Below are 23,358 nucleotides of genomic sequence, written 5' to 3'. Positions count from 1 at the left end.
GTATTCCCCAAGTCCGGCGCCCAACTGGGCCGCAGCGCCGCCAGTACCCCCCGGTCCGGTTGCGATAACTCTATCTTAACCGCTAGTCCCAAGATTTTGCAGCATAATCTTCGCGTGCCAGGATGAATGGCCTGATCGTCGCCGCGCCCCGCTCCGGCTCGGGCAAGACTACACTCACCCTGGGCCTCCTCGCCGCACTGACGCGTCGCGGCTTGAGTGTCGCGCCGGCCAAGACCGGCCCCGACTATATCGACACCACCATCCTCGCCCGCGCCGCCGGCCGTCCGGCCATCAACCTCGACCCCTGGGCCATGTCGCCCAACCGCCTGCGAAGCCTCGCCTCACACCACGCCGCCGCTGCCGACCTGCTGCTCGTCGAAGGTGTCATGGGCCTGTTCGACGGCGCTGCCGACGGCCGTGGCTCGACCGCCGACCTCGCGGCTGCCCTCGGCCTGCCGGTAATCCTGGTGCTTGATGCCGAGCGTCAATCGCAGTCGATCGCCGCCCTCGCGCACGGCTTCGCCACCTGGCGCCCGCAAGTGAAAGTCACCGGCCTGATCGTCAACCGCGCCGCCTCCACCCGCCACGAAGCCATGCTCCGTGCCGCGCTGGCAGCTGTCGACATCCCGCTCCTCGGCGTCGTCCCCAGGCGCGACGCCCTTGCACTCCCCGACCGCCACCTGGGCCTCGTCCTCCCCGACGAGATCGCCGGCTTCGACAAGGTCGTCGCCACCGCCGCCGAAGCGGTGGAGGACTATGTCGACCTCAATCACCTCTTGGCACTGAGCTTGCCCCTCCACTCTGTTCACGGGGGAGGGGAGCCGCTTCCCCCTCTCGGCCAGCACATCGCCATCGCCCGCGACGACGCCTTCGCCTTCCTCTACGCGCATTGGCTCGATGACTGGCGCGATGCCGGGGCCAGCCTCAGCTTCTTCTCCCCGCTCGCCGACGAAGCGCCCGACACCACGGCCGATGCCGTCTTCCTCCCCGGCGGTTACCCCGAACTGCACGCCGCCCGCCTCGCCGCTGCAGAGACTTTCATGCGCGGCCTGCGGGCGAGCGCCGAGCGGTCGGCGCTGATCTATGGCGAATGCGGGGGCTTCATGGTGCTCGGCGCCGCCCTCACCGACAAGGCCGGTGCGGCTTATCCGATGTCCGGGCTCTTGCCGCACGAAACCCGCATCGACCGCCCCAAACGGGTCCTCGGCTATCGCCGCCTCGCCCACCAAAGCCCGCTGCCGTTCCCGCAACACCTCGCTGGTCACGAGTTCCACTATTCATCCGCCCGCAAGACCCGTGGCACGCCATTGTTCAGCGCCACCGACGCGCTCGGTGAGGCGCTGCTGCCGATGGGGCTGGTCGAGGGCCGCGTCATGGGGTCGTACGCCCACGTGATCGATGTGGCTCCAGAAGCAAGCGCCGGCGCGGGCTGACCCCCACCCCTGTCCCCTCCCCGCAAGGGGGAGGGAGACCCCAACACGGCGATCTCAGTCTGCGTCTCCCTCCCCCTTGCGGCAGGGCTATCGCATATGGGGGACTGACAGTAGTTGGGTGGCCTTCTCCCCTTGTGGGAGAAGGTGGCCGAAGGCCGGATGAGGGGTCCGCGCAACGAAGTGTAGCGCGGTCGGAGCGTAAGCGACGAGCGACTGAGTGCGTGGAGAGAACCCCTCATCCGCCCTTCGGGCACCTTCTCCCACAAGGGGAGAAGGCACTCACACAACGGCCGGTGGCTTTCCATATGCGATAGCCATGCCCCTTGCGGGGAGGGATCAAGGGGGGCGGCCAACCATCGACGGCTAGACGACAGGAGGCGTCAGCTCTTCTCAGGCTTCCGGATCATGTATGTGTCCATGATCCAGCCGTTCCGCGCCTGCGCCTCGCGGCGCTTCGAATCGATCTCGTCCATCACCTCGGACACCTTTCCGGCAACAAGAAGCTCGTCCGCCGTCCCGAGATAGGCGCCCCAGAAGATCTCGGCTTCGCTCTCGGCGAACCGCCGGAACACCTGGTGGTTGTCCAGCATCACCACGGCGCTGGTCAGTTCGTCCGCCTCGCCTTCGCCGACCCGACGGCCGGTGGTGATGGTCACCGCCTCGCCGACCCGGTTCAGCGTCACCTGGTGTTGGGCGGCCAGTGCCTGCGGCGCCGAAATCCCGGGGATCACCTCGATGGCGATTGGGCAGCCGGCCGCCTGCATATCCCTGAGGATGCGCAGCGTTCCGTCATAGAGCGCCGGGTCGCCCCAGACGAGGAACGCGCCGACGCCCGTCTCGGGCAGCTCGGCGAACATTTGCCGGTAGGCAAGCTCGAGCTTATCCCGCCACTCCTCGACGCTTTCGCGATAGTCGGGCGTCGCCGCCTTGCGGCGCGACGGGATGGCGAACTCCACCAGCCGGTAGCGCGGCTCGCTGACGAACTGCTCGAGCATCGCCAGCCGGATGGCGTTGAGCCCGGCCTTCTCCTCGCCCTTGTCGGGCATGAAGAACACCTCGGCGCGGTTCATCGCCTTGATCGCCTGAAGCGTGAGGTAATCCGGGTTGCCGGCCCCGATGCCGATGACGAGGATGGTGCGCATCCGTCCTCCCTATCGGATCGCTGCGTCACCCGCTAGAACCGCAGCATGGCGAAATCCCTGATGTTCATGGGCACCGGGTCCGATGTCGGCAAGTCGCTGCTGGTGGCAGGCCTTTGTCGCGCCTACACAAATCGCGGGCTGCGCGTCGCGCCGTTCAAGCCGCAGAACATGTCCAACAATGCCGCCGTCACCGCCGATGGCGGCGAGATCGGCCGGGCTCAGGCGTTGCAGGCAAGGGCAGCCCGACGCGCCCCCGTCACCGCCATGAACCCGGTGCTGCTGAAGCCCGAGGGTGAGACCGGCTCGCAGCTGGTGCTGCGTGGCCAGCGCATCGGCAGCTTCCCGGCCCGCGAGTACTGGAAGAAGCGCGGCGAGCTGCTCCCTCAGGTGCTCGCCGCCCATGGCGAGCTTGGCTCGGACACCGACCTGATCGTCGTCGAAGGCGCGGGCAGCGCCTCCGAGGTCAACCTCCGCGCCAACGACATCGCTAATTTCGGTTTCGCCCGTGCCGCCGATGTGCCGGTGATCCTTGCCGGCGATATCCAGCGCGGCGGCGTCATCGCCGCCCTGGTCGGCACTTTCGCGGTGATCGATCCCGCCGATGCCGCATTGATTGCCGCGACACTGGTGAACAAGTTCCAGGGCGATCCGGCCTTGTTCGAAGACGGCAGGCGCTTCGTCGCCGAACGTACCGGGGTGCCCTGCCTCGGCCCGGTTCCGTATTTCAGCGATGCACGAAAACTTCCGGCCGAAGACGCGCTGGCGCTCGAGGAGCAGCAGAGGCCGGGGCAGGGCGGCTATCGCATCGTCGTGCCGCGCCTGCCGCGCATTGCGAACTTCGACGATCTCGATCCGCTGCGGCTCGAGCCCGGCGTCAGCCTCGAAATCGTCCAGCCAGGGCGCCCGCTGCCCTATGGCGAGCTGATCATCCTCCCCGGCTCCAAGGCCACGCGCAACGATCTCGCGGCGTTGCGCGAGTACGGTTGGGACATCGATATCCTCGCCCACCATCGCGCCGGCGCCCGCGTGCTTGGTCTTTGCGGCGGCTTCCAGATGCTGGGCCATACGGTGTTCGATCCCCTGGGACTCGAGGGCGTGGTCGGCACCTCGGCCGGCCTTAACCTCCTCGACATCGACACCGTCCTCGGCCCCACCAAGGAGCTGCGGGTCGAGCAGGCGACTTCGGCCCTGACCGGCGACCCGCTGGTGGGCTACCACATGCATATGGGCGTCACCCGCGGCCGCGGCCTCGAGCGCCCCTTCGCCCGTATCGGCGATGCGACTGACGGCGCGGTGAGCGCCGATGGCACGGTGATGGGGACATATCTCCACGGCCTGTTCGCCGCCGACGCCTTCCGCCGCAACTTCCTGGGTTCGGCCGCCGCGACCTCGGCGCTGGCCTACGAGGCCACCATCGAGGCGACCCTCGACGCGCTCGCCGCTCACCTCGAGCGGCACCTCGACCTCGAAGCGCTGCTGGAGCTGGCGCGATGAGGGCCGTTTCGGTTGTCGAATCTCTCCCCGCGGTACGGGGGCGCAGTCGGCGTCCCTCCCCCGCAAGCGGGAGAGGGAACCTGACTGCCGGCTTTGGGAGAGGGCACCCCTGATGCAAGCCCTCCTCGCTCCCCTGGCGCTGCTGCTCGAGCGCCTCGTCGGTTACCCCAACGGTCTTGTCGCCCGCATCGGCCACCCGGTGATGTGGATCGGCAGGCTGATCTCGCTGCTCGACCTGCGGCTGAACCGCGACGTCAACCGCCGCGGCAAGGGCGTGCTGGCGCTTATTATCCTGCTCGCCGTTACCGGCCTCGTCACCGTGGCTATCGCCTGGCTCTGCCGTCTCATCCCCTATGGCTTTATCCTCGAAGCCATTCTCGCCTCCACCTTCCTGGCACAGAAGGCGCTGGGCGATGCCGTGCGCTTCGTCGCCGCCGCGCTGCGCCGTAGCCTGCCCGAGGGGCGCACCGCGGTGAGCCACATTGTCGGCCGCGATCCGCAAGCGCTCGACGAGCCCGGCGTCGCCCGCGCCGCCATCGAGTCGCTGGCCGAATCCACCTCCGATGCGGTAGTCGCGCCGCTGTTCTGGCTTGTCCTGTTCGGCCTGCCGGGCATCGCGCTCTACAAGGCGGTGAACACCGCCGACTCGATGATCGGCCACAAGACCGAGCGGCACCTCGAATTCGGCTGGGCCAGCGCCCGCTTCGACGACCTGCTGAACCTGATCCCCGCTCGTCTCACCGCTTTGCTGATCGCCGGTGGGGCCTTCTTCATCAAGGGCGCGCATCCGGAGCTGGCCTGGTCCACGGCGCTGCGCGATGCGAGAAAGCACGAAAGCCCCAATGCCGGCTGGCCCGAAGCCGCGATGGCCGGCGCGCTCGGCTTCCGCCTCGGCGGCCCCCGGAGCTATGACGGCGACGTGGTGGATCTGCCGAGTTTTGGCGATGGTCGGGCGGAACTCGGAGCCGACGACATCGAGCGCTCGCTCAGGCTCTACGCCATGACGCTCAACCTGACGCTGGCGGTGACGGTGCTGGTGGCGCTGGTGGTTTGGCGGCTAAGCTAGCTCTCACCCCCACCACGGTGTCATCCCAGCGAAAGCTGGGACCCATTTCGCCGCCCGTGCCAGCCGATAGTTGGGTCCCAGCTTTCGCTGGGATGACATCGAGTTTGAGGTACGATCTCAACCCAAGCACCGGCCGGCTGCTCAGGCCTCATGCACCCGCCGCTGCAGCACTTCTGCCTCCGGCGCCGACCCCTTCAGCACCATCGGCAGCCCGGCCACCACGAAATAGGCATCGTCGCAGATCTCGGCGATCCGCTGATGCGCCGACCCGGCGAGGTCGCGGAACATTCGCGCCATCGCATTATCCGGCACGATCCCCAGCCCCACCTCGTTCGAAACCAGGATCACCCGGGCGCTGGTCGTCGCCGCCAGCGTCGCCAGCAATTCGTCCACCGCCGCCGCCACGTTTTCGTTGGCGACGATCAGGTTGGTGATCCACAGCGTCAGGCAATCGACGAGGATGGCATCATGCGCTTTGGCGGCCTGCATGATAGCGGCGCTCAGCCGCAGCGGCTCCTCGATGGTGGCGAAAGCCTGCGCCCGCTGCTGCTTGTGGCTCTCCACCCGCTCGCGCATTTCGGCATCGAGCGCCTGCGCTGTTGCGAGATAGGCCGGGCGCGTCCCGGCCCGCATTGCCAGCCGCTCGGCAAAGCCGGTCTTGCCCGAGCGTGCGCCGCCCAGCACCAGAACATGACCCATTTGTTGGCCTCCTTGCCGTCCTTGCTGCCATGGAGCAATGCGCTGCGCCGGGCTTCGATCCATCGGCGGCGGACTCTGGCCGCATGCGAGCCATGCGGCAAGCGACCTTTCCAGCCGCTTTCCTTTGCTTATTCTACTTTCGTCTAGAAACCTTTGGCATTAAGGTCCGCGCCGGACTCGGGGGGCTCCTGGGTCGGCAAGCCATTAGTTGTCGCGAAGGAGTGCGCGTTCGGTGCCTAGGTACTATCTCGGGGTGGATGGTGGCGGCACCAACTGCCGCATCCGCCTCGCCAACGAGAACCTCGAAACCCTGGCCGACGCTGCCGGTGGTCGCTCGAACCTGCAGATCGAGGCCGGCGAGCCGGCTTTCCGCTCCATTACCGAGGGCACCAAAGAGGTGTTCCAGAAAGCCGGTATCGATATCGCCGAGGCGGCCAATACCTATGCCTGCTTCGGCATGGCCGGCGGCCGGCTGCCTTCGGCGCGCGAGGCCTTCGAGCAGCGCCCCTGGCCCTTCGCCAAGGTTCGCGTCTATGACGACATCGATATCGCCCGCGCCGGCGCCCATGGTGGCGAGGATGGTGCGGTAATCATCGTCGGCACCGGTTCGGCTGCCCTGGCCATGGTCAATGGCCAGCGCCACCAGTGCGGCGGCTGGGGCTTTCAGATCGGCGACCAGATGTCGGGCGCCATTCTCGGCCGCGAACTGGTGCGCCGCTCGGTCGAAGCTGCCGACGGCCTGCGGTCCGCCTCGCCGCTGACCGAAGCGGTGATCTCCAAGCTTGGCGGTTCGATCGATACGGTGATGGATTGGTCCTTCCCGCAAGACCCGCGCGGCCCGATGCCGGCCGGCAACGGCGCCCCGTCGACCCTGCTCGGCCGGGCGCCCGCCGAATTCGGCGCGCTGATCCCGCTGTTCTTCGATTTCTACGAAGCGGGCGATCCGGTGGCCAAAGAACTGATGGAGCTCGAGCTGAGCTACATCGACACCTATGTGCGCTGGTTCAAGGCGCGCGGCGTCACCCGCATGGCCGCCGTCGGCGGCTTCGGCACCCGCCTCTACCCGCTGATGATCGAGCGCCACGGCGACTTCATCGTCCGCCCCGTCGACGAGCCGCTGCACGGCGCCGTCATCCTTGCCAAGCAGAATTTCGCCTGAGTTTGAGTTGCCATGAACTACCTCGATAGGAGCTTGAAGAGCGTGTCCAGCCGTATCATCCCGGTCCAGCCCTTCGATTACGTGGTGTTCGGCGCCACCGGCGATCTCACCAAGCGCAAGCTCATTCCGGCGCTCTACCATCGCTTCAAGGATGGGCAGTTCGACGAGCACAGCCGCATCATCGGCGTGTCGCGCACCAAGCTGACCGATGCCGAGTTCCAGAAGCTCGCCCGCGAGTCGATCGAAACCTTTGTCGAAAAGTCCTACCAGGACAAAAAGACCATCGACCGTTTCATCGGCACCTTCTCCTACGTCCCTAACGACGTCACCGACGAGGCGCATTGGGGCGATCTATCGAAGAACCTGCGCGAGGATCCCAAGGTGGTCCGCGCCTTCTACCTCGCCATTGCGCCCGACCTGTTCGGGCCGACCTGCGAGTACATCCTCAAGAAGGGCTATTACCGGCGCGATGCCCGCGTGGTGATCGAAAAGCCGCTCGGCCACGACCTCGCCTCCTCGATCGAGATCAACGACGAAGTGTCCAAGATCTTCAAGGAAGATCAGGTCTACCGCATCGACCACTACCTCGGCAAAGAGACGGTGCAGAACCTCCTCGCGCTGCGCTTTGCCAACATCCTGTTCGAGCCGATCTGGAACTCCGCCCATATCGACCACGTGCAGATCACCGTCGCCGAGTCCGTCGGCGCCGGCACCCGTGGCTACTACGACGAATCCGGCGCGCTGCGCGATATGGTGCAGAACCACATCATCCAGCTGCTCTGCCTCGTCGCCATGGAGCCGCCGGCTTCCGACGCCGCCAACGCGCTGCGCGACGAAAAGCTCAAGGTGCTGCGCTCGCTGAAGCCGATCACCGGCGCCGATGTCGGCCGCGTCACGGTGCGCGGCCAGTATCGCGGTGGCAGCGTCGATGGCACCGCCGTCGCCAGCTACCAGGACGAACTGCCCGAGGAGAAGAAGGGCTCGCGCACCGAGACCTTCGTCGCCATCAAGGCCGAGATCGAGAACTGGCGCTGGTCGGGCGTGCCGTTCTACATCCGCACCGGCAAGCGGCTGGTGTCGCGCGCCTCGGAAATCGTCATCCAGTTCCGCAACATCCCGCACTCGATGTTCGACCATGCCCAGGGGGCGCCCAAGCCCAACCGGCTGGTCATCCGCATCCAGCCCGATGAAGGCGTGAAGCTGTTCCTGATGATCAAGGATCCGGGCCCAGGAGGTATGCGTCTCAGAGAAGTGCCGCTGAACCTCAGCTTCGCCGAAACCTTCGCCGAGCGTACGCCGGAAGCCTATGAGCGCCTGCTGCTCGACGTCATCCGCGGCCAGCAGACCCTGTTCATGCGCCGCGACGAGCTCGAGGCCGCCTGGGAGTGGGTCGATCCGATCCGCAATGGCTGGGATCTCGCCAATGACGCGCCGCAGACCTACACGGCCGGCACCTGGGGCCCGACCGGCGCCATCGCGCTGATCGAGCGCGACGGCCGCACCTGGCACGAGGACGGGCATTGAACGCGACCCGGCGCAGCTTCGGCACCAAGGAAGACCTGGCGCTCGCGCTCGCCGAGACCGTAGCCGAACATTTGAACGATGGCATCGCCGCCCGCGGGCAGGCGGTGCTCGCCGTTTCCGGCGGCTCGACCCCGGCACGGTTCTTCGCCGTGCTGGGCCGCCGCAAGGATATCGACTGGGAAAAGGTCACCGTCACCCTGGTCGATGAGCGCTGGGTGGACGAGACCAACGACCGCTCCAATGCGCTCCTGGTCAACGAGAAGCTGCTGCAAGGCCCGGCCGCCTCGGCGCATTTCGTGCCGCTCTATTCGGGCGGCGACGAGCCGACCGACGCTGCCATCGCTCGCACCAATATCGCGGTCAACGCCCTGCCGACGCCATTCGACGTGGTGATCCTCGGCATGGGCAATGACGGCCACACCGCATCGTTCTTTCCCGGCGGCGACAACCTCGCCGCGGCGCTGACCGGCGAGGGGCCGGCCCTCGCCATCCGGGCGCCGGGGGCAGGGGAGCCCCGGGTGACGCTGGTCCTCAGGCGCCTTCTCGACGCCTCGGGGCTCTATCTGCATATCGAGGGGGAGGAGAAGCTGGCGACGCTCGAAAGGGCTGCGTCGGAAGGTCCCGTTGAGGACATGCCGATCAGGTCTATTCTGCGTCAAAGCCAGACACCGCTGACTATCTTCTGGAGCCCCTGAGAGAGTGTTCAGGCGCTCCCCCAAGGAGCATGAAATGTCCGTCGTCAAGATCGTTCAGGAAGTCACCGACCGCATCGCGGCGCGGAGCGCCGGTTCACGTCGCGAGTATCTCGATCGCATCGAAGGAGCGCGGGTAGCGGGCGTGCATCGCGCCGCGCTCGCTTGCGGTAACCTGGCGCATGGCTTTGCCGCCTGCTCTCCGTCCGACAAGGCCAAGCTCGCCGGCTCCAAGGCGCTGAACCTCGGCATCGTCACCTCGTACAACGATATGCTGAGCGCCCATCAGCCTTACGAGACCTATCCCGAGATCATCAAGGATGCGGCCCGCCAGATCGGCGCCACGGCGCAGGTGGCGGGCGGCGTGCCGGCCATGTGCGACGGCGTCACCCAGGGCCAGCCGGGGATGGACCTTTCGCTGTTCAGCCGCGACGTCATCGCCATGGCAACGGCCATCGCGCTCAGCCACAACATGTTCGATGCCGCGGTCTATCTCGGCATCTGCGACAAGATCGTCCCTGGCCTGATGATCGGCGCGTTGACCTTCGGGCACCTGCCCGCAGTGTTCGTCCCCGCCGGCCCGATGCCCACCGGCATCTCCAACGACGAAAAGGCCAAGGTCCGCCAGCTCTATGCCGAGGGCAAGGTCGGCCGCGCCGAACTGCTGGAGTCGGAGGCCAAGTCCTACCACTCGCCCGGCACCTGCACCTTCTACGGCACGGCCAACTCCAACCAGATGCTGATGGAGATCATGGGCCTGCATCTGCCGGGCGCCAGCTTCGTCAACCCCAACACGCCGTTGCGCGAAGCGCTGACCCGCGAGGCGGCCAAGCGCGCCCTGTCGCTCACCGCCGAGGGCAATGACTACACCCCGATCGGCCACATCGTCGACGAGAAGGCCATCGTCAACGGGCTGGTCGGGCTGCTGGCGACCGGTGGTTCCACCAACCACACCATGCACCTCGTCGCCATCGCTGCCGCGGCCGGCCTCAAGGTCACCTGGGAAGATATGTCGGATTTGTCCGGCGGCGTGCCGCTGCTGGCTCGCGTCTATCCCAACGGCATCGCCGACGTGAACCATTTCCACGCCGCCGGCGGCATGGGCTTCATGATCCGCGAGCTGCTCGAAGCGGGGTACCTCCACGAAGACGTCAAGACCGTCTGGGGCGCCGGCCTCTCCGGCTACACGGTCGAAGCCAAGCTCATGGAAGATAAGCTCAGCTTTACGCCCTCGCCGGCCGTTTCCGGCAACCCCAAAGTGCTGGCGCCGGTGAAGGACGCCTTTTCCGCCAATGGCGGCCTCAAGGTGCTGTCGGGCAATCTCGGTAAGTCGGTGATCAAGGTCTCGGCGGTGAAGCCCGAGAACCGCGTCGTCGAAGCCCGGGCGCGGGTCTTTCACACCCAGGAAGGGATGCTCGCCGCCTTCAAGGCCGGCGAGCTCACCGGCGACGTCATCGCCGTGGTCCGCTTCCAGGGCCCGAAATCGGTCGGCATGCCCGAGCTGCACAAGCTCACCCCGCAGCTCGGCATCCTGCAGGATCGCGGCCACAAGGTTGCACTGGTCACCGACGGCCGCATGTCGGGCGCCTCGGGCAAGATTCCCGCCGCCATCCACATGACCCCGGAAGCCAGCGACGGCGGCGCCATCGCCAAGATCCGCGACGGCGACCTGATCCGGCTCGACGCCAACGAGGGCACGCTGACCTTCATCGGCGACGAGAAGGAATTCTTCTCCCGCACCCCGGCGACCGAGGATCTCCGCCGCGAGCACTACGGCATGGGCCGCGAGCTCTTCGCCGGCTTCCGCGCCCTGGTCGGCACCGCCGACCGCGGCGCGAGTGTGTTCGGCTAGCAAGCCGCAAGCCTCTCAGTAGGAGGGTGTTGCTTCATGGATCCAGGAGAGGCCGCGGCGATGGGCGGCCATATAGCAGCGACCCAGTTCGTCACGCTTGCCAGTATCGCGTTTTTGGCGATCTCGATCATCGTGATGATCGCCTGGGCCCTGTTTGGGGCGCCGCTCAAGCACACAATTCGCCTCTCGCTCTTATTGATCGTGATGTTTGGTTCTGCCGGATTGTTTGTTCTGGCTCTGGCAAGCAGCTAGCGCGTCGCACTGCGCCGTTGATCCGCGCGGCATAGCCCCCGCACCTTGATGCTGACGCAATCGGCGTCTTGCCTGCGGGCGCGCGGCGGGGGAGATTGGCTGTGGCTTCGAAACTGGCCGTGACGGCGCTGCGGATCGCCGCTGCTTTGGCGTTGCTGGCGCTCCTTGGCGTGTCCCTCGTCCCGCTGCTCGGCCCCTGGCCCGGAGACATGATCGCGCCATTTCGACTGCAGCTCGCGGTCGCGGCCCTTGTCGGTTTGAGCGCAGCAGCGGCACTCAAAGACCTGCGATTGGTCGGCTTTGCCGGCATCGTCGTGGCGGCGACAGTCGTGCCGATCGCCACGCGGCTGATTGATCGCTCGGTCCTGCCCGAGACCGCGCCGGGTCGGCCCCTCAGCCTCGTCGTCGCCAACGTGCTTTGCGACAACACCCAGTATGACCGCGTCGTCGCGCTGGTGCGCGAACAGCAGAGCGACATCTTTGCCGCCGTCGAGACGACGCCGGAATGGGTGGCGTCGCTGGACGAGCTGAAGGATCAGTATCCCCACAGCTTCGCGCCGACGACGCTCGGCGTCTTTGGCGTGGCCCTCTACGCCAAACGCCCGTTCTCGGCGACGCTCCTCTACGCTGGCCGCCGGCAATTGCCGCTGCTGCGGGCCGATTTCGGCGATATGGTGGTCTATGTCGCGCACCCGATGCCGCCTGCCAATGCGAGGCTGACCGCCGACAATCGCGATTACATCGAGGCCTTAGCGGCAGCGGTTGGCGCCGAGACGCATCCGGTGATCATCGCCGGCGACCTGAACACCACGCTGTGGTCGAACAACATCGAGCCGTTGCTTCGCCAGCCCATGCAATGGCCGGCGAACTCGGGGCTCGCCTACTCCTGGCCGACGGCGAGGCCATGGATGGCCATCCAGATCGACCAGGTGCTGACGAGGGGAATGACCGCCGGCAGTTACCGGACGCTCGGCGATGTGGGATCAGATCACTATCCGGTTCGGGTCAATCTGGTGATCTGATACGGAGTCGGGCCCATAACCGGGTTGTGGATACTGTGCCACGCTTGCTGCCGATGTGATCGGCAGCGCCCAGAAAATTCTTGTTCCTATTTTAAGGCGCGTGCACTGTCGCAAAAGGGGGCCGGTGCTGATTTGCCCGGCTGTGACGGTTGCCCTGGCAACTGATCGACAGGAGGGAAGCGTGCTTGCAAGAATTGCCATTGCCGCGTTGGCGTCGGCTTCGATGGTCTCGGGCGCGCTCGCCTGGGATGGGGCGAGGGCCTATCACCTGCGTCCGGGCGGGGCGAGCGATATCAGCCTGGCGCTTAATCTGCTCCATGTCGAGAACACCCTCCTCGGACTTGGGGACACCACGCTGGACGTGGGGGTGCTGACCCCGACCTATCGCAAGACCTTCGACATCATGGGCGATGTCGGCTTCGTGCTGATCGGACTGCCGGTCGGCGGCATGACGTTCGACTCGTTGCTCCCCACCGTCGACACGGGCATCGCCCAAGGCGATCTGGTGCTCGGCGCGGGTGTGGGACTGGTGGGGATGCCGGCCCTCGCCCCCATGGACTACGCCATGCACAAGCCGGGCTTCCAGGCCATGGTCGAGGGTAAGCTGTTCCTGCCCACCGGCGATTATGATGCCAACCGGATGGTGAACCTCGGACAAAATCGCTGGACCTTCCAGGCCAGCCTTCCCATCAGCTATGCGCTGGGCGACAATATGATCGATCCGGAGCTGACCACCTTCGAAATCCGGCCAGTAGTGGTGATCTTCGGCGACAACGAGGATCCCTTCGTTGATGTCCCCGCCAACGTGGTGAGCCAGGCTCCGATCTTCGGCCTCGAAGGCCATATCACCCGCAATTTCGGCAACAGCATCTGGGCCGCTGTCGATGCCTACTACGAGACCGGCGGCGAGACCTCGTGGGATGGCGTCGCGAAGGGCGACGGGGTGGAGACGCTGGCGCTCGGCGCCACCCTCGGCCTGGTGCTCAGCCCGAATGTCGCGACCCGCATGACCTATCGCCACACTGTTTATTCCAGTGACCCGGACCTCTCGGGGCACGCCCTCGAGATCACCGCTGCCTATCTGTTCTGACGCCTACTCGGCGGCGGCCGCGTAGGCCGCCTCCATCTTGGCGAAAGCCGACACGGCCGGCTGCGGCGCGCCCAGGTGGATGTGCCGCAACTCGTCCATGAACTCTTCCCAGAGCTGCGGGCCGCCATCCTCGAGCACCTGTGCGCCGGTCGCCAGGTCCGCTGCGGGCAGGGTGTGGCGCAGCCCCCAACTGCCCATCACCGCCATCAGCGGCACCAGTTCGATCGCCTTCTCGGTCAGCGAATAGACCACGCGCTGCTTGTGGCTGGGGTCCCGGCTGCGGGTCAGCAGCCCATTGGCGGTGAGCCGCTTCAGCCGGTCGGTGAGGATGTTGGAGGCGATCCCCTCGATGCTCTCCGTCAGGTAGGAGCGGAAGCTGCGCGGCCGGCCACCGAACATCGAGTCGCGCAGGATGATCAGGCTCCAGCGATCGCCAAAAGTTTCGAGCGTATTGTTGATCGGGCACCCTGCGCGTCGGTAGCTCATCGAAATCCATCCGCAAAAACTGGTTGCAAAATAGAGGTGGTTTCCCGCCGAGCCCGACTGTTAGCACAGGGATCGGCGCAAATGAACGCGACCCCTTCGGATCGCCGCCGCCCGACAGGAGCCACGCATGGCCAAGCTCATATTTGGAATGATGCAGTCCCTCGATGGCTATGTCGCCGGCGCCGAGGGCCAGCCCGGCCTGCCGATGCCCGACGACGCGCTCCACCTCCATTTCAGCTCCCAGCTCAGCGGCTTCTCCGGCAGCCTCCTCGGCCGGCGCATGTACGAGATCATGCGCTACTGGGACGAGGAGGAAGCTGAAGAGGGCGAGGCCGGTCTCGCCTTCGCCACAGCCTGGCGGGCGAAGCCGAAATGGGTCGTCTCGCGCACCCTGAAATCGGTCGGACCGAACGCCACGCTGCTGAGCGGCGATCTCGAAGCGTCCATCAAGGCGCTGAAGGCCGAGCAGGAGGGCGTTATCGACGTCGCCGGCCCGGAGCTGGCGGGAGGCTTGAGCGCGCTTGGCCTCATCGATGAATACCAGCTCTACCTCCGGCCCTTTGTGCTTGGCCGCGGCAAGCCATTCTTCCACGGCCCCCGGCCGCCGCTCCGCCTCCAATCCAGCGAACAGATCGGCGATACGATGCGGCTCGTCTACGTCCCCGCCTGAACGGCAGGCAGACCTGGCCGGACGGAGAACTGCAATGCGGAACAGAGCCGCGATGAAGGCCGCCGTAGCCGGATCGGCGGTCGCCGAAGCAGCCGTTGGGCAAACCCTGCGCAAGGGAGCGCGAGCGCTATGCTGAGCTGGCAGGTCGGGCGGGTGAAGATCACTCGCATTGTCGAAATGGATCTGCCGATCCCGGCCTCGTTCATGGCCGGCGCTACACCTGAGGCGCTGCGCCGGCTGCCCTGGCTTTATCCGCACTTCGTCAGCGCTGACGACAGCACCCTCAACCTCAGCGTGCATGCGCTGCTGGTCGAGGCGCCCGGGCTGCGGCTGGTGGTCGATACCTGCGTCGGCAACGATCGGCCGCGCGAGTTCACCGGCGGCGAGGCCCTGTCGACACCGTTCCTCGCGCAACTGAGCGAGGCGGGCTGGTCGCGCGACGGCGTCGATGCGGTGGTCTGCACCCATCTCGATGTCGACCATATTGGCTGGAACACCAACCAGACCCTCACGGGCGGCGAAGCCATGATCCGGGCGGCGCAGCACGATGGCATCGTTCGGCCGGACCTCGACCCCGCGTTGACCATCGCCTTGATGAGCGGCGGCATCCGGCAGGCGATGCTCGGCGCCCTGACGCGGGAGGATCGGCCCACCCCAGACGCGCTCACCGAAGCGATCTGGAGCTTCATGGCCGCGGCGCTGCGCCCGGCCAGCTGACCGCGAGAGATCCATCATGCCGACGCCGCTCGACTTTCACCGCCCGCAGCCCGCCTACGACCGCAGCGAACTGCTCCGCTCGTCCGCCGGCGGCTATTTCGGTCCCGGCAATGCCCAATTGCCGGCGCCGCCGATGCTGATGATGGACCGCATCACCGCCATCAGCCACGATGGTGGCGCCTACGGCAAAGGTCACGTCATTGGTGAGCTGGCGATCACCCCCGAGCTCTGGTTCTTCGCCTGCCACTTTCCCGGTGATCCGGTGATGCCCGGGTGCCTCGGGCTCGACGCCATGTGGCAGATCATCGGTTTCTGGCTGGGCTGGTCGGGGCTGCCGGGCAAGGGCCGAGCGGTCGGTGTCGGCGAGATGAAGTTCCGCGGCCAGATCACCCCTGAGACGCGCCTCGTCCGTTACGAGGTCAGCATCCGCCAGGTTCGGCGCGGAAGGCTGCCGATCGGTGTCGCCGATGGCAGCGTCTATGCCGACGAGTCTTGCGTCTATGTCGCGAGGGACATGCGCGTCACCCTGATCGGCGGCACCACGTCCGAATAGCCACGGCGGCGGTTCTGGTCCCCGGCATTGTCTCGCTGCCGTCTCAGAGGCAGGGTAGGCGGACAGGCGCCAACCAGCCCTTAGGTCCCCTCCCCGCAAGGGGGCGACAGCCTCGATGCCAGTGTCTTGGTCTCCCTCCCTTACGGGGAGGGGTGGGGCACACGCACCGGCACACGTTGATTCCATCGTCGTCAGCCACACCTGACGAGCCCGCGAACCCTAAGTCGCCTCGAGCTTCGCCCGCACGCTGTCGCGCATCCTGGCCATGCGCTGCTGCATCTCCATCACCCCGTCGATATCCTCACCGCTGGCCAGCGCCAGTTCCACCGCGGCCATTTGGCCGTCGGCCTTGAGGGCGAGCCCGGCCTCGGTGATCTCGATATCGAGCACGCGCTCGTCGTCCTTGTTGCGGGTGCGCTTCACCAGTCCCGCCGCCTCGAGCTTCTTGAGCAGCGGCGTCAGCGTGTTCGATTCCAGCATCACCAGGTCGGTGAGTGCCTTCATCGTGATCTTGCCGTTTTCCCACAGCACCATCATCACCACGAATTGCGGGTAGGTGAGGCCGAGCTTGTCCAGCATCGGCCGGTAGAACCGGCTGAAGGCGTGGCTCAGCGAATAGGCTGAGAAGCACAGCAGCAGATCGAGCTTCAACTGCTCGGCGATCTCTTTCTTGTCCATCGGATGTCTCCAGTCGTGCCTCCTATATAGAGCGTATCCGATCTAATCGCAAGCGATCAATGCATGGCAGCCATGCAGGATCATGCGTTGTCCGAAATTCAATCGCGTGCGATTTAATCGTCATCGCAATGACGCGACCGACTTTCAAACGGGAGATTGAAATGACCGCGAACCTCGAAACCTCAGCCGCCTTTGCCGCCGCCAATGCCGCAAAGAGCAAGACTGCCCTGTTCATCACCGGCGCCTGGATGCACACCTCGAGCTGGGACAAGCTGCGCTCGGTGTTCGAAGCCGCCGGCTACAAGACCCTGGCTCCGGCCTGGCCCTACCTCGAAGGCAACCCGGCCGAGCTTCGCGCCCACCCCGACAAGCGGCTGGGCGGGCTGACCTTCAAGAAGATCGTCGATCACTATGCGTCGATCATCGACGGCCTCGACGAACAGCCGGTCATCATCGGCCACTCGATGGGCGGCCTCATCACCCAGCTGCTGCTCGATCGCGGCTACGGCATCGCCGGTATCGCCATGGATCCCGGTCCGATTGCCGGTGCGTTGCCCGGCCCGGTCTCGCTGCTCGCCGCCCTGCCGCCGATCTTCGCCGGCCAGGCAATAGCCAGACGATTACCCGCGAGGGCTTTGCCAAGAACTTCGCCAACACTCTGACTGCCGCCGACCAGCAGATCGCCTATGACGATTACGTCGTGCCCACCCCGACCAACATCTTCTACCAGGCCGCCGGCATGCTCGGCACCGCGGTGAAGGTGAAGGCGCGGAAGCAACCCCTCTTGGTGATCTCGGCCGAACACGACCGCACCGTCACTCCATATCTCGCCAAGGCGATCTTCAACATCCAGAAGAAGTCCCCGGCCCGCACCGATTTCCACCAGTTCGCCGATCGCTCGCACTTCCTCGCCGGCGAGAAGGGCTGGGAAGAAGTCGCCCACTACGCCCTCGACTGGGCCAACGAAGTCACCGCGGCTCCCTCGATCCACTGAGTGTTCGGTGGCTCCCTTATCCTCCCCCGCCACGCGGGGGAGGATCACCGACAGAGCGGCACTCGCCACACCTCGCCCATTCCCCCAAGCCCGGGAATCTCGTACCCATCGAACTACGCCCCACGGACGAGGTATCGCCCTGGGGGCAGGGGAGGGAAAGTTGATCCGCCGGACCACCCGTATCGCAGCTGCCGCTCTGGCGCTCGCCGCCCTCGCGGCCTGTTCCTCGATTCCCCTCGGCACCGCCACCAAGCTTCGCGGCCTCGACTACCTCAACGACGATGTCGCGAACCTGCTGCTGGCCTTCGACCTGCCCCCCTCGCTCGAGCCGGTGCAGGGCGCCTCCACCATCGGCTTCGACATCACCACGCCATCGAGCGGCGAGCGCCACATCAAGGCGACGCTGGTCGCGGCCGATGCCGGTGATCTCGCCGGCACGCTCCCGCCACCCACCGGCGAGCGGAACTATTACCTGTTCGGCTTCTCCGACCCCGACAAGCAGGCGATCCGCGAAGCCCAGGCCTGGGCCAAAACCCTGCCGGCCGGCAACAATGCGCTGTCCATCTCGCTGAGCCCAAAACTCTGCCGCACCGAGCCGATCGATCCGGCCAAAACCACCATCTCCGCCCTCATCGCGCTGCCTGGTGTCCCCGGTCTCGCCCCGCTGCTCAGCAACCAGCCGCTCTCGAGCGTCCTCGCCAGCGCCCCGATCAAGGATGTCCCGCCTTGTACCGGCCATTCGGGGTAGAGCGTTACTGCGCGTGAGCAGTTCAGCCGGGCGTTTCAGACATCTGGCCTCGATAGCGCAGCGCCTCGACGAAGGCGGTGAAGGCCGGCGAAGGCTGGCGGCGGTTGGGGTAATACAGATGAAAGCCCTGCCAGAGCGGTGACCAGTCGGCCAGCACCTCGACCAGCTCACCACTCTCGATGTACCTGCGCGCCATGAACTCCGGCACGTTGCCGAGCCCATGCCCGTCGAGCGCCGCGTCCAGCACTGGCAGGATGGAGTTGAAGATCAACTGTCCTTCCACCCGCACGTTGAGCTCGCGGCCGTCCTTCCTGAACTCCCAGGCATAGAGGCTGCCGGCACTGGTCAGCCTGAGGTTGATGCACTGGTGCCTGGTGAGCTCGTGCGGCGTCAATGGTGGCGGGCGCCGCTCGAAATATTCAGGCGTCGCCACCACGCTGAACCGCCAGTCCGGACCGATCCGCACCGCGATCATGTCCTTGGACAGCGCCTCGCCCAGTCGCACCCCGGCATCGAGCCGCTGCTCGACGATATCGACAAAGCCGTTCTGGATCGCCAGTTCCACCGTGATGTCGGGGTACTGCCGAAGGAAGGTCCTCAGCATCGGTCGGAACACCGACGCCACCACCGAGTCGCCGCACGAGACCCGGATGGTGCCGGCCGGCCGGTCGCGCAGCTCGCTGAGCGCCGCGATCTCCGCTTCGATCTGTTCGAAATGCGGCCCGACCGAGTTTACCAGCCGCTGCCCCGCCTCGGTCGGCGACACACTGCGCGTCGTCCGCGACAACAGCCGCAGACCCAGCCGCGCTTCCAGCCCCTTCACCGAATGGCTGAGCGCCGACGGCGTCACTCCCAGTTTCGCCGCCGCCCGGGTAAAGCTCTGCTCCCGCGCCACGGCGAGAAAGGCCTGCATGTCATCGATTGGGCTGCGCGCCATTGCTGAGCCGTGCTCACAACTTCATGGAGATTATTCATCCTAATCGACGGTCGGGCCGCTGGCTACATTGGCCCGTCAGCAAGGAGTGCACTGCCATGGAGATCTATCGCGCCGGCAGCCGGCCCTCGGGCAAGGGACCGACCGACTGGTTCACCGGAACGGTCCGGATCGATCCGCTGTTCAATCCGGCCGCGCCCGATCGCGTACAGGGCGCCAGCGTCACCTTCGAGCCCGGCGCCCGCACCAACTGGCACACCCATCCGCTCGGCCAGACCCTGGTGGTCACGCACGGCGCCGGTCGGGTGCAGCGCTGGGGCGGCCCGGTCGAAGACATCCGCCCCGGCGATGTCGTCTGTTTCGCCCCCGGCGAGAAGCATTGGCATGGTGCCGCCCCGCAAACCGCCATGACCCATCTCGCCACCCAGGAGGTGGCGAACGGCAAAGTCGTCGACTGGCTCGAGCCCGTCACCGAAGCCCAGTACGCGGCGACGACGCGGTAGCCCTGGCCCCCGATTTCCGAAGGACCCCGATCATGCTCGCCACCATCCTCCACGCTCCGGGCGATGTCCGCGTTGAACAGCGCGACGAACCGAAAATCCTCAAACCCACCGATGCGATCATCCGCCTCTCGGCCACCTGCATCTGTGGCTCCGACCTCTGGCCGTTCCGCGGCGCCAACGAGGTTACTTCGCCCATGGCCATGGGCCATGAATATTGCGGCGTGGTGGTCGAGGTCGGCAGCGAGGTGAGGACCGTGCGGCCGGGCCAGTTCGTCGTCGGCTCGTTCGTCCTCTCCGACAATACCTGCCCGCACTGCCGGCATGGCTTCCAGTCCTCCTGCGAACAGCGCGAGTTCATGACCGGCGGCCAGGCCGAGTTGGCGCGCGTGCCGCTCGCCGATGGTACGCTGATCGCCACTGCCGAGATGCCCCCCGACGACCTGATCCCGAGCCTCCTCGCCGCCTCCGACGTGCTCGGCACCGGCTGGTATGCGGCTGATGCCGCCCGCGTGCAGGCCGGCTCGACCGTGGTCGTCGTCGGCGATGGGGCGGTAGGGCTGATGGGGGTGCTGGCGGCAAAACAACTCGGCGCCGACCGCATCATCGCCATGAGCCGACACAGGTCGCGGCAGGATCTGGCGCTCGACTACGGCGCCACCGATATCGTCGCCGAGCGCGGCGAAGCCGGCGTGGCGCGGGTCCGCGAGCTCACCCAGCGCATTGGCGCCGACGCCGTACTGGAATGCGTCGGCACGCAGCAATCGATGCAGACGGCCATCGACTGCGCCCGCCCGGGCTCGATGATCGGTTATGTCGGCGTCCCGCACGGCGTGACCTTCGACGGCCAGTCGCTGTTCTTCGCGCAGCGCGGCATGATTGGCGGACCGGCCCCGGTGCGCCGCTTCCTGCCGCAGCTGATGGAGCTGATCCTCACCCGCAGGATCAACCCCGGAAGAGTGTTCGACCTTGAACTACCGCTCCGCGATGCCGCTCAGGGCTATCGCGCCATGGACGAGCGCCGCGCCATCAAGACGCTGCTCCGTCCGTAACCTCATTCGAAGGAGATCAAGATGCAGAAGCGCAAACTCGGGCAGGGGCTTGAAGTCTCGGCCATCGGCCTCGGCTGCATGGGGATGAGCCAGTCCTATGCCCCGTTCCCGGAGAAATCCGCCTCGATCGCGCTGATCCGCGCGGCCGTCGATCGCGGCCTCACTTTCTTCGACACCGCCGAGGTCTACGGCCCCTTCGACAACGAGGAGATCGTCGGCGAGGCGCTGGCGCCGGTGCGCGACCAGGTGGTGATCGCCACCAAGTTCGGCTTCCAGTACCAGGACGGCAAGTCGACCGGCGTCAACAGCCGGCCCGACCACATCCGGCAGGCGCTGGAGGGTTCGCTACAGCGGCTGCGCCTCGACAGCATCGATCTCTACTACCAGCACCGCGTCGACCCGAACGTGCCGATCGAGGATGTCGCCGGCACCGTCCGCGACCTCATCGCCGAGGGCAAGGTCAGGCATTTCGGCATGTCCGAAGCGGGGCTCGAGACCATCCGCCGCGCCCATGCGGTGCAGCCGGTCACGGCGCTGCAGAATGAATACTCGCTGTGGTTCCAGCGCCCACCGGTGCTCGACCTGCTCGAGGAGCTCGATATCGGCCTCGTCGCCTATAGCCCGCTCGGCAAAGGCTTCCTCGCCGGCAAGATCACTGAGGCCACGACCTTCGAAGCCCACGACATCCGTAACACCATCCCGCGCTTCACCCCCGAGGCCCGGGCCGCCAACCAGGCCATGGTCGATCTCATGGCGCGCATCGGGGTTGGGCTCGGCGCCACGCCGGCGCAGGTGGCGCTCGCCTGGCTGCTGGCCCAGCGCCCCTGGATCGTCCCGATCCCCGGCACCACCAAGCTGCCGCGGCTGGAGGAGAACATCGCTGCCGCATCGCTCGAGCTGCCGCCGGCGACGCTCGCCGAGATCGACGCTGCCGCTGCTGCCATCGAAGTGCATGGCGCCCGCTATAACGAGCAGCAGGAGCGCGCCACCGGGCTCTGACCGTTCCCGCCGCCTTTCGTCGGGGACCGGACTACGGAACGATGATCTCCGCCCCGGTCTTCACCCGATCCAGCGCCACCAGGGTGCGAAAGCTCGCCACCGCCTCGTTCTGTGCGAACAGCCGCCGCGTCGTCGCCTCGTAGCTCACCATGTCGGGCACGACGATGATCAGGACGAAACTGGTGCCGCCGGTGACGTAGTAGCACTGCTGCACTTCCGGCGCGTCGCGGAACAACGTCTTCGCCGTATCCACCGTCTGCAGCCGCTCGTTGCCGAGGTGCACTTCGACGATCGCCGTGATTCCCATTGCCACAGCGCCTGTATCGAGCACTGCGACGTTCTTCTCGATCACCCCCGCCGCTTCCATCGCCGCGATCCGGCGCTGCACCGCCGCCGCGGAGAGGTTCACCGCCTCGGCAATGCTGCGCTGCGGGGTCTTGTTGTCGCGCTGGATGATCCTGAGGATGGCGCGATCGAAACTGTCGAGCTTGCGGGCCGGAACTTTGGCTTGGGTCATGGGTGAGTTTTTGTTGCATTTGGGGGCGCAATCAAGAGCGCAACGCTCGGCTGCCTGATGATATCCCTCGCGCAATTCTTGCGAGGCCAGTATGAGCACCACCACCGCAGCACCGTCGGGCGCCTACCGGACCTCTCTCGGCCTCGCCTTCGGCGTCGGCGCCGGGGCGCTGTGGGGTCTGGTGTTCCTCGCTCCGGAACTGGTGCGCGGCTTCAGTCCGCTCGAGCTCGCTGCCGGGCGCTACCTCGCCTATGGCGTCATTTCCGCCCTGCTGATCCTGCCGCGCTGGCGCGCGCTGCGCCAAGTCCTCACCCACCGCGACTGGCTCTCGCTGTTCTGGCTCTCGCTGGCCGGCAACACGCTCTACTACATTCTCGTCGCCTCAGCGGTACAGCTCGGCAGCGTCGCCATGGCCTCGCTGGTCGTCGGCTTCCTGCCGGTCACCGTCACCCTTATCGGCAGCCGCGATCGCGGTGCCGTGCCGCTGCGTGCGCTGCTGCCTTCGCTGCTGCTCTGCGCGGCTGGTGCCCTCGCCATTGGCTGGCAGGCTATCGGCGCGACCACCGCCGGTACCGAGCTGCTTGGCCTCATCTGCGCCTTCGGTGCGCTCGCCTCGTGGACCGCCTACGCGGTCGGCAACAGCCGCTGCCTCGCCCGGCTGCCGCATCTGTCGGCGCACGACTGGAGTCTCCTCACCGGGGTCGTCACCGGCGCCCAGGCCTTGCTGCTGGTGCCCCTCATCGCCCTGATCCAACCGCAGCACGCGCCGACCGAGTGGCTGCACTTCGCCGGCGTTTCCATCGGCGTCGCCATCCTGGCGTCGATCTGCGGCAACGCGTTGTGGAACCGGATGAGCCGGCTGCTGCCGCTCACCCTGGTTGGGCAGATGATCGTGTTCGAGACGGTGTTCGCGCTGCTCTACGGCTTTCTGTGGGAGCAGCGCTGGCCGCAGCCGCTGGAACTGCTCGCCGGTGCCTTCGTCCTCGCCGGCGTGATCTCGTGTCTCCGGGCGCATCGCGGTCACGGCGCCCCGGCCACGCACGCAGACGCCGAGCAGCGGGCGACAGGCTGAGACCCGCCGCCCT

At 66.5% G+C, this 23,358-nt stretch carries 26 protein-coding genes; 20 read left to right on the top strand and 6 right to left on the bottom strand.

Annotated elements, in window-relative coordinates; genetic code table 11:
• Window positions 1-122: 122 nt before the first annotated feature.
• Window positions 123-1,433 carry a cobyrinate a,c-diamide synthase gene (locus ACSQ23_RS02485; RefSeq protein WP_055998866.1) on the top strand — a complete coding sequence of 437 codons (1,311 nt, stop codon included), beginning with the start codon at window positions 123-125 and terminating at the stop codon, window positions 1,431-1,433.
• Between the two features lie 380 nt (window positions 1,434-1,813).
• Here the strand turns inward: ACSQ23_RS02485 and cobF are convergent, their stop codons facing one another.
• Window positions 1,814-2,575 (bottom strand): precorrin-6A synthase (deacetylating), encoded by a 762-nt coding sequence (gene cobF, locus ACSQ23_RS02480; RefSeq protein WP_055998868.1) that lies wholly within the window; start codon window positions 2,573-2,575, stop codon window positions 1,814-1,816.
• A gap of 45 nt (window positions 2,576-2,620) precedes the next feature.
• Here cobF and ACSQ23_RS02475 point away from each other — a divergent pair, with 45 nt between their 5' ends.
• Complete coding sequence (locus tag ACSQ23_RS02475; RefSeq protein WP_156384625.1) at window positions 2,621-4,069, top strand: cobyric acid synthase; 1,449 nt, start codon at window positions 2,621-2,623, stop codon at window positions 4,067-4,069.
• Window positions 4,070-4,181: 112 nt separating this feature from the next.
• The gene (gene cbiB, locus ACSQ23_RS02470; protein ID WP_055998872.1) at window positions 4,182-5,135 is read left to right on the top strand and encodes an adenosylcobinamide-phosphate synthase CbiB; all 954 of its coding nucleotides are present in this window, start codon (window positions 4,182-4,184) and stop codon (window positions 5,133-5,135) included.
• Window positions 5,136-5,276: 141 nt separating this feature from the next.
• Here cbiB and cobU read toward each other — a convergent pair whose 3' ends face one another.
• The gene (gene cobU, locus ACSQ23_RS02465; protein WP_055998874.1) at window positions 5,277-5,834 is read right to left on the bottom strand and encodes a bifunctional adenosylcobinamide kinase/adenosylcobinamide-phosphate guanylyltransferase; all 558 of its coding nucleotides are present in this window, start codon (window positions 5,832-5,834) and stop codon (window positions 5,277-5,279) included.
• A 232-nt stretch (window positions 5,835-6,066) separates the two neighbouring features.
• Here cobU and ACSQ23_RS02460 point away from each other — a divergent pair, with 232 nt between their 5' ends.
• The 7 genes from ACSQ23_RS02460 to ACSQ23_RS02430 all read left to right on the top strand — a co-directional run bounded on the left by ACSQ23_RS02460 (window position 6,067) and on the right by ACSQ23_RS02430 (window position 13,425).
• Window positions 6,067-6,993, top strand: coding sequence for a BadF/BadG/BcrA/BcrD ATPase family protein (locus ACSQ23_RS02460; RefSeq protein WP_162247945.1), 927 nt, complete (start codon window positions 6,067-6,069; stop codon window positions 6,991-6,993).
• Between the two features lie 42 nt (window positions 6,994-7,035).
• Window positions 7,036-8,517, top strand: coding sequence for a glucose-6-phosphate dehydrogenase (zwf, locus tag ACSQ23_RS02455; RefSeq protein ID WP_055877791.1), 1,482 nt, complete (start codon window positions 7,036-7,038; stop codon window positions 8,515-8,517).
• The gene (pgl, locus tag ACSQ23_RS02450) at window positions 8,514-9,212 is read left to right on the top strand and encodes a 6-phosphogluconolactonase (RefSeq protein WP_055877774.1); all 699 of its coding nucleotides are present in this window, start codon (window positions 8,514-8,516) and stop codon (window positions 9,210-9,212) included. The genes zwf and pgl overlap by 4 nt, the downstream gene beginning before the upstream one ends.
• A gap of 34 nt (window positions 9,213-9,246) precedes the next feature.
• Complete coding sequence (edd, locus tag ACSQ23_RS02445; RefSeq protein WP_055877771.1) at window positions 9,247-11,061, top strand: phosphogluconate dehydratase; 1,815 nt, start codon at window positions 9,247-9,249, stop codon at window positions 11,059-11,061.
• 36 nt (window positions 11,062-11,097) lie between these two features.
• Window positions 11,098-11,313 (top strand): hypothetical protein, encoded by a 216-nt coding sequence (locus ACSQ23_RS02440; RefSeq protein WP_055877769.1) that lies wholly within the window; start codon window positions 11,098-11,100, stop codon window positions 11,311-11,313.
• A gap of 101 nt (window positions 11,314-11,414) precedes the next feature.
• Window positions 11,415-12,335: an endonuclease/exonuclease/phosphatase family protein gene (locus tag ACSQ23_RS02435; RefSeq protein WP_436089589.1), complete on the top strand. Its 921-nt coding sequence runs from the start codon at window positions 11,415-11,417 to the stop codon at window positions 12,333-12,335.
• A gap of 181 nt (window positions 12,336-12,516) precedes the next feature.
• Window positions 12,517-13,425 carry a transporter gene (locus ACSQ23_RS02430; RefSeq protein ID WP_156387291.1) on the top strand — a complete coding sequence of 303 codons (909 nt, stop codon included), beginning with the start codon at window positions 12,517-12,519 and terminating at the stop codon, window positions 13,423-13,425.
• A 3-nt stretch (window positions 13,426-13,428) separates the two neighbouring features.
• Here the strand turns inward: ACSQ23_RS02430 and ACSQ23_RS02425 are convergent, their stop codons facing one another.
• The gene (locus ACSQ23_RS02425) at window positions 13,429-13,911 is read right to left on the bottom strand and encodes a winged helix-turn-helix transcriptional regulator (protein ID WP_197421139.1); all 483 of its coding nucleotides are present in this window, start codon (window positions 13,909-13,911) and stop codon (window positions 13,429-13,431) included.
• Window positions 13,912-14,038: 127 nt separating this feature from the next.
• Between ACSQ23_RS02425 and ACSQ23_RS02420 the strand changes: the two genes are divergently transcribed.
• From ACSQ23_RS02420 to fabA, 3 genes are all read left to right on the top strand, one after another.
• Entirely contained in the window at window positions 14,039-14,581 is a 543-nt protein-coding gene (locus tag ACSQ23_RS02420; protein ID WP_055998883.1) for a dihydrofolate reductase family protein, read from the top strand.
• Between the two features lie 129 nt (window positions 14,582-14,710).
• Entirely contained in the window at window positions 14,711-15,298 is a 588-nt protein-coding gene (locus tag ACSQ23_RS02415) for an MBL fold metallo-hydrolase (protein WP_436089588.1), read from the top strand.
• Between the two features lie 16 nt (window positions 15,299-15,314).
• Window positions 15,315-15,851: a bifunctional 3-hydroxydecanoyl-ACP dehydratase/trans-2-decenoyl-ACP isomerase gene (fabA, locus tag ACSQ23_RS02410; protein WP_055998889.1), complete on the top strand. Its 537-nt coding sequence runs from the start codon at window positions 15,315-15,317 to the stop codon at window positions 15,849-15,851.
• Between the two features lie 219 nt (window positions 15,852-16,070).
• Here the strand turns inward: fabA and ACSQ23_RS02405 are convergent, their stop codons facing one another.
• On the bottom strand, window positions 16,071-16,529 hold the full coding sequence (locus tag ACSQ23_RS02405) for a MarR family winged helix-turn-helix transcriptional regulator (RefSeq protein ID WP_436089587.1): 459 nt from the start codon (window positions 16,527-16,529) through the stop codon (window positions 16,071-16,073).
• Between the two features lie 161 nt (window positions 16,530-16,690).
• Between ACSQ23_RS02405 and ACSQ23_RS02400 the strand changes: the two genes are divergently transcribed.
• From ACSQ23_RS02400 to ACSQ23_RS02390, 3 genes are all read left to right on the top strand, one after another.
• Window positions 16,691-17,191: an alpha/beta hydrolase gene (locus ACSQ23_RS02400; protein ID WP_436089586.1), complete on the top strand. Its 501-nt coding sequence runs from the start codon at window positions 16,691-16,693 to the stop codon at window positions 17,189-17,191.
• 38 nt (window positions 17,192-17,229) lie between these two features.
• On the top strand, window positions 17,230-17,523 hold the full coding sequence (locus ACSQ23_RS02395) for a hypothetical protein (RefSeq protein WP_436089585.1): 294 nt from the start codon (window positions 17,230-17,232) through the stop codon (window positions 17,521-17,523).
• Between the two features lie 160 nt (window positions 17,524-17,683).
• The gene (locus ACSQ23_RS02390; RefSeq protein WP_436089584.1) at window positions 17,684-18,271 is read left to right on the top strand and encodes a hypothetical protein; all 588 of its coding nucleotides are present in this window, start codon (window positions 17,684-17,686) and stop codon (window positions 18,269-18,271) included.
• 22 nt (window positions 18,272-18,293) lie between these two features.
• On the opposite strand, the gene ACSQ23_RS02385 is transcribed toward ACSQ23_RS02390, so the two are convergent.
• The gene (locus tag ACSQ23_RS02385; RefSeq protein WP_436089583.1) at window positions 18,294-19,208 is read right to left on the bottom strand and encodes a LysR family transcriptional regulator; all 915 of its coding nucleotides are present in this window, start codon (window positions 19,206-19,208) and stop codon (window positions 18,294-18,296) included.
• Window positions 19,209-19,303: 95 nt separating this feature from the next.
• On the opposite strand from ACSQ23_RS02385, the gene ACSQ23_RS02380 reads away from it, so the two are divergent.
• From ACSQ23_RS02380 to ACSQ23_RS02370, 3 genes are read left to right on the top strand one after another with little or no spacing between them, the layout of a single operon-like run.
• The gene (locus ACSQ23_RS02380) at window positions 19,304-19,708 is read left to right on the top strand and encodes a (R)-mandelonitrile lyase (RefSeq protein ID WP_055998898.1); all 405 of its coding nucleotides are present in this window, start codon (window positions 19,304-19,306) and stop codon (window positions 19,706-19,708) included.
• 32 nt (window positions 19,709-19,740) lie between these two features.
• Window positions 19,741-20,757: a zinc-dependent alcohol dehydrogenase family protein gene (locus ACSQ23_RS02375; RefSeq protein WP_055877085.1), complete on the top strand. Its 1,017-nt coding sequence runs from the start codon at window positions 19,741-19,743 to the stop codon at window positions 20,755-20,757.
• 21 nt (window positions 20,758-20,778) lie between these two features.
• Window positions 20,779-21,756 carry an aldo/keto reductase gene (locus ACSQ23_RS02370; protein WP_436089582.1) on the top strand — a complete coding sequence of 326 codons (978 nt, stop codon included), beginning with the start codon at window positions 20,779-20,781 and terminating at the stop codon, window positions 21,754-21,756.
• A gap of 31 nt (window positions 21,757-21,787) precedes the next feature.
• On the opposite strand, the gene ACSQ23_RS02365 is transcribed toward ACSQ23_RS02370, so the two are convergent.
• Window positions 21,788-22,273: an Lrp/AsnC family transcriptional regulator gene (locus ACSQ23_RS02365; RefSeq protein ID WP_055998901.1), complete on the bottom strand. Its 486-nt coding sequence runs from the start codon at window positions 22,271-22,273 to the stop codon at window positions 21,788-21,790.
• Window positions 22,274-22,364: 91 nt separating this feature from the next.
• Here ACSQ23_RS02365 and ACSQ23_RS02360 point away from each other — a divergent pair, with 91 nt between their 5' ends.
• Complete coding sequence (locus ACSQ23_RS02360; RefSeq protein WP_055998906.1) at window positions 22,365-23,345, top strand: DMT family transporter; 981 nt, start codon at window positions 22,365-22,367, stop codon at window positions 23,343-23,345.
• The last annotated feature ends 13 nt before the right edge of the window (window positions 23,346-23,358 follow it).

The organism is Devosia sp. LjRoot16 (genome assembly GCF_964252795.1).
Classification (GTDB): Bacteria; Pseudomonadota; Alphaproteobacteria; order Rhizobiales; family Devosiaceae; genus Devosia_A.
Note: the sequence above shows the minus strand (reverse complement) of the source record. Positions and strands in the feature narration are given on the sequence as shown.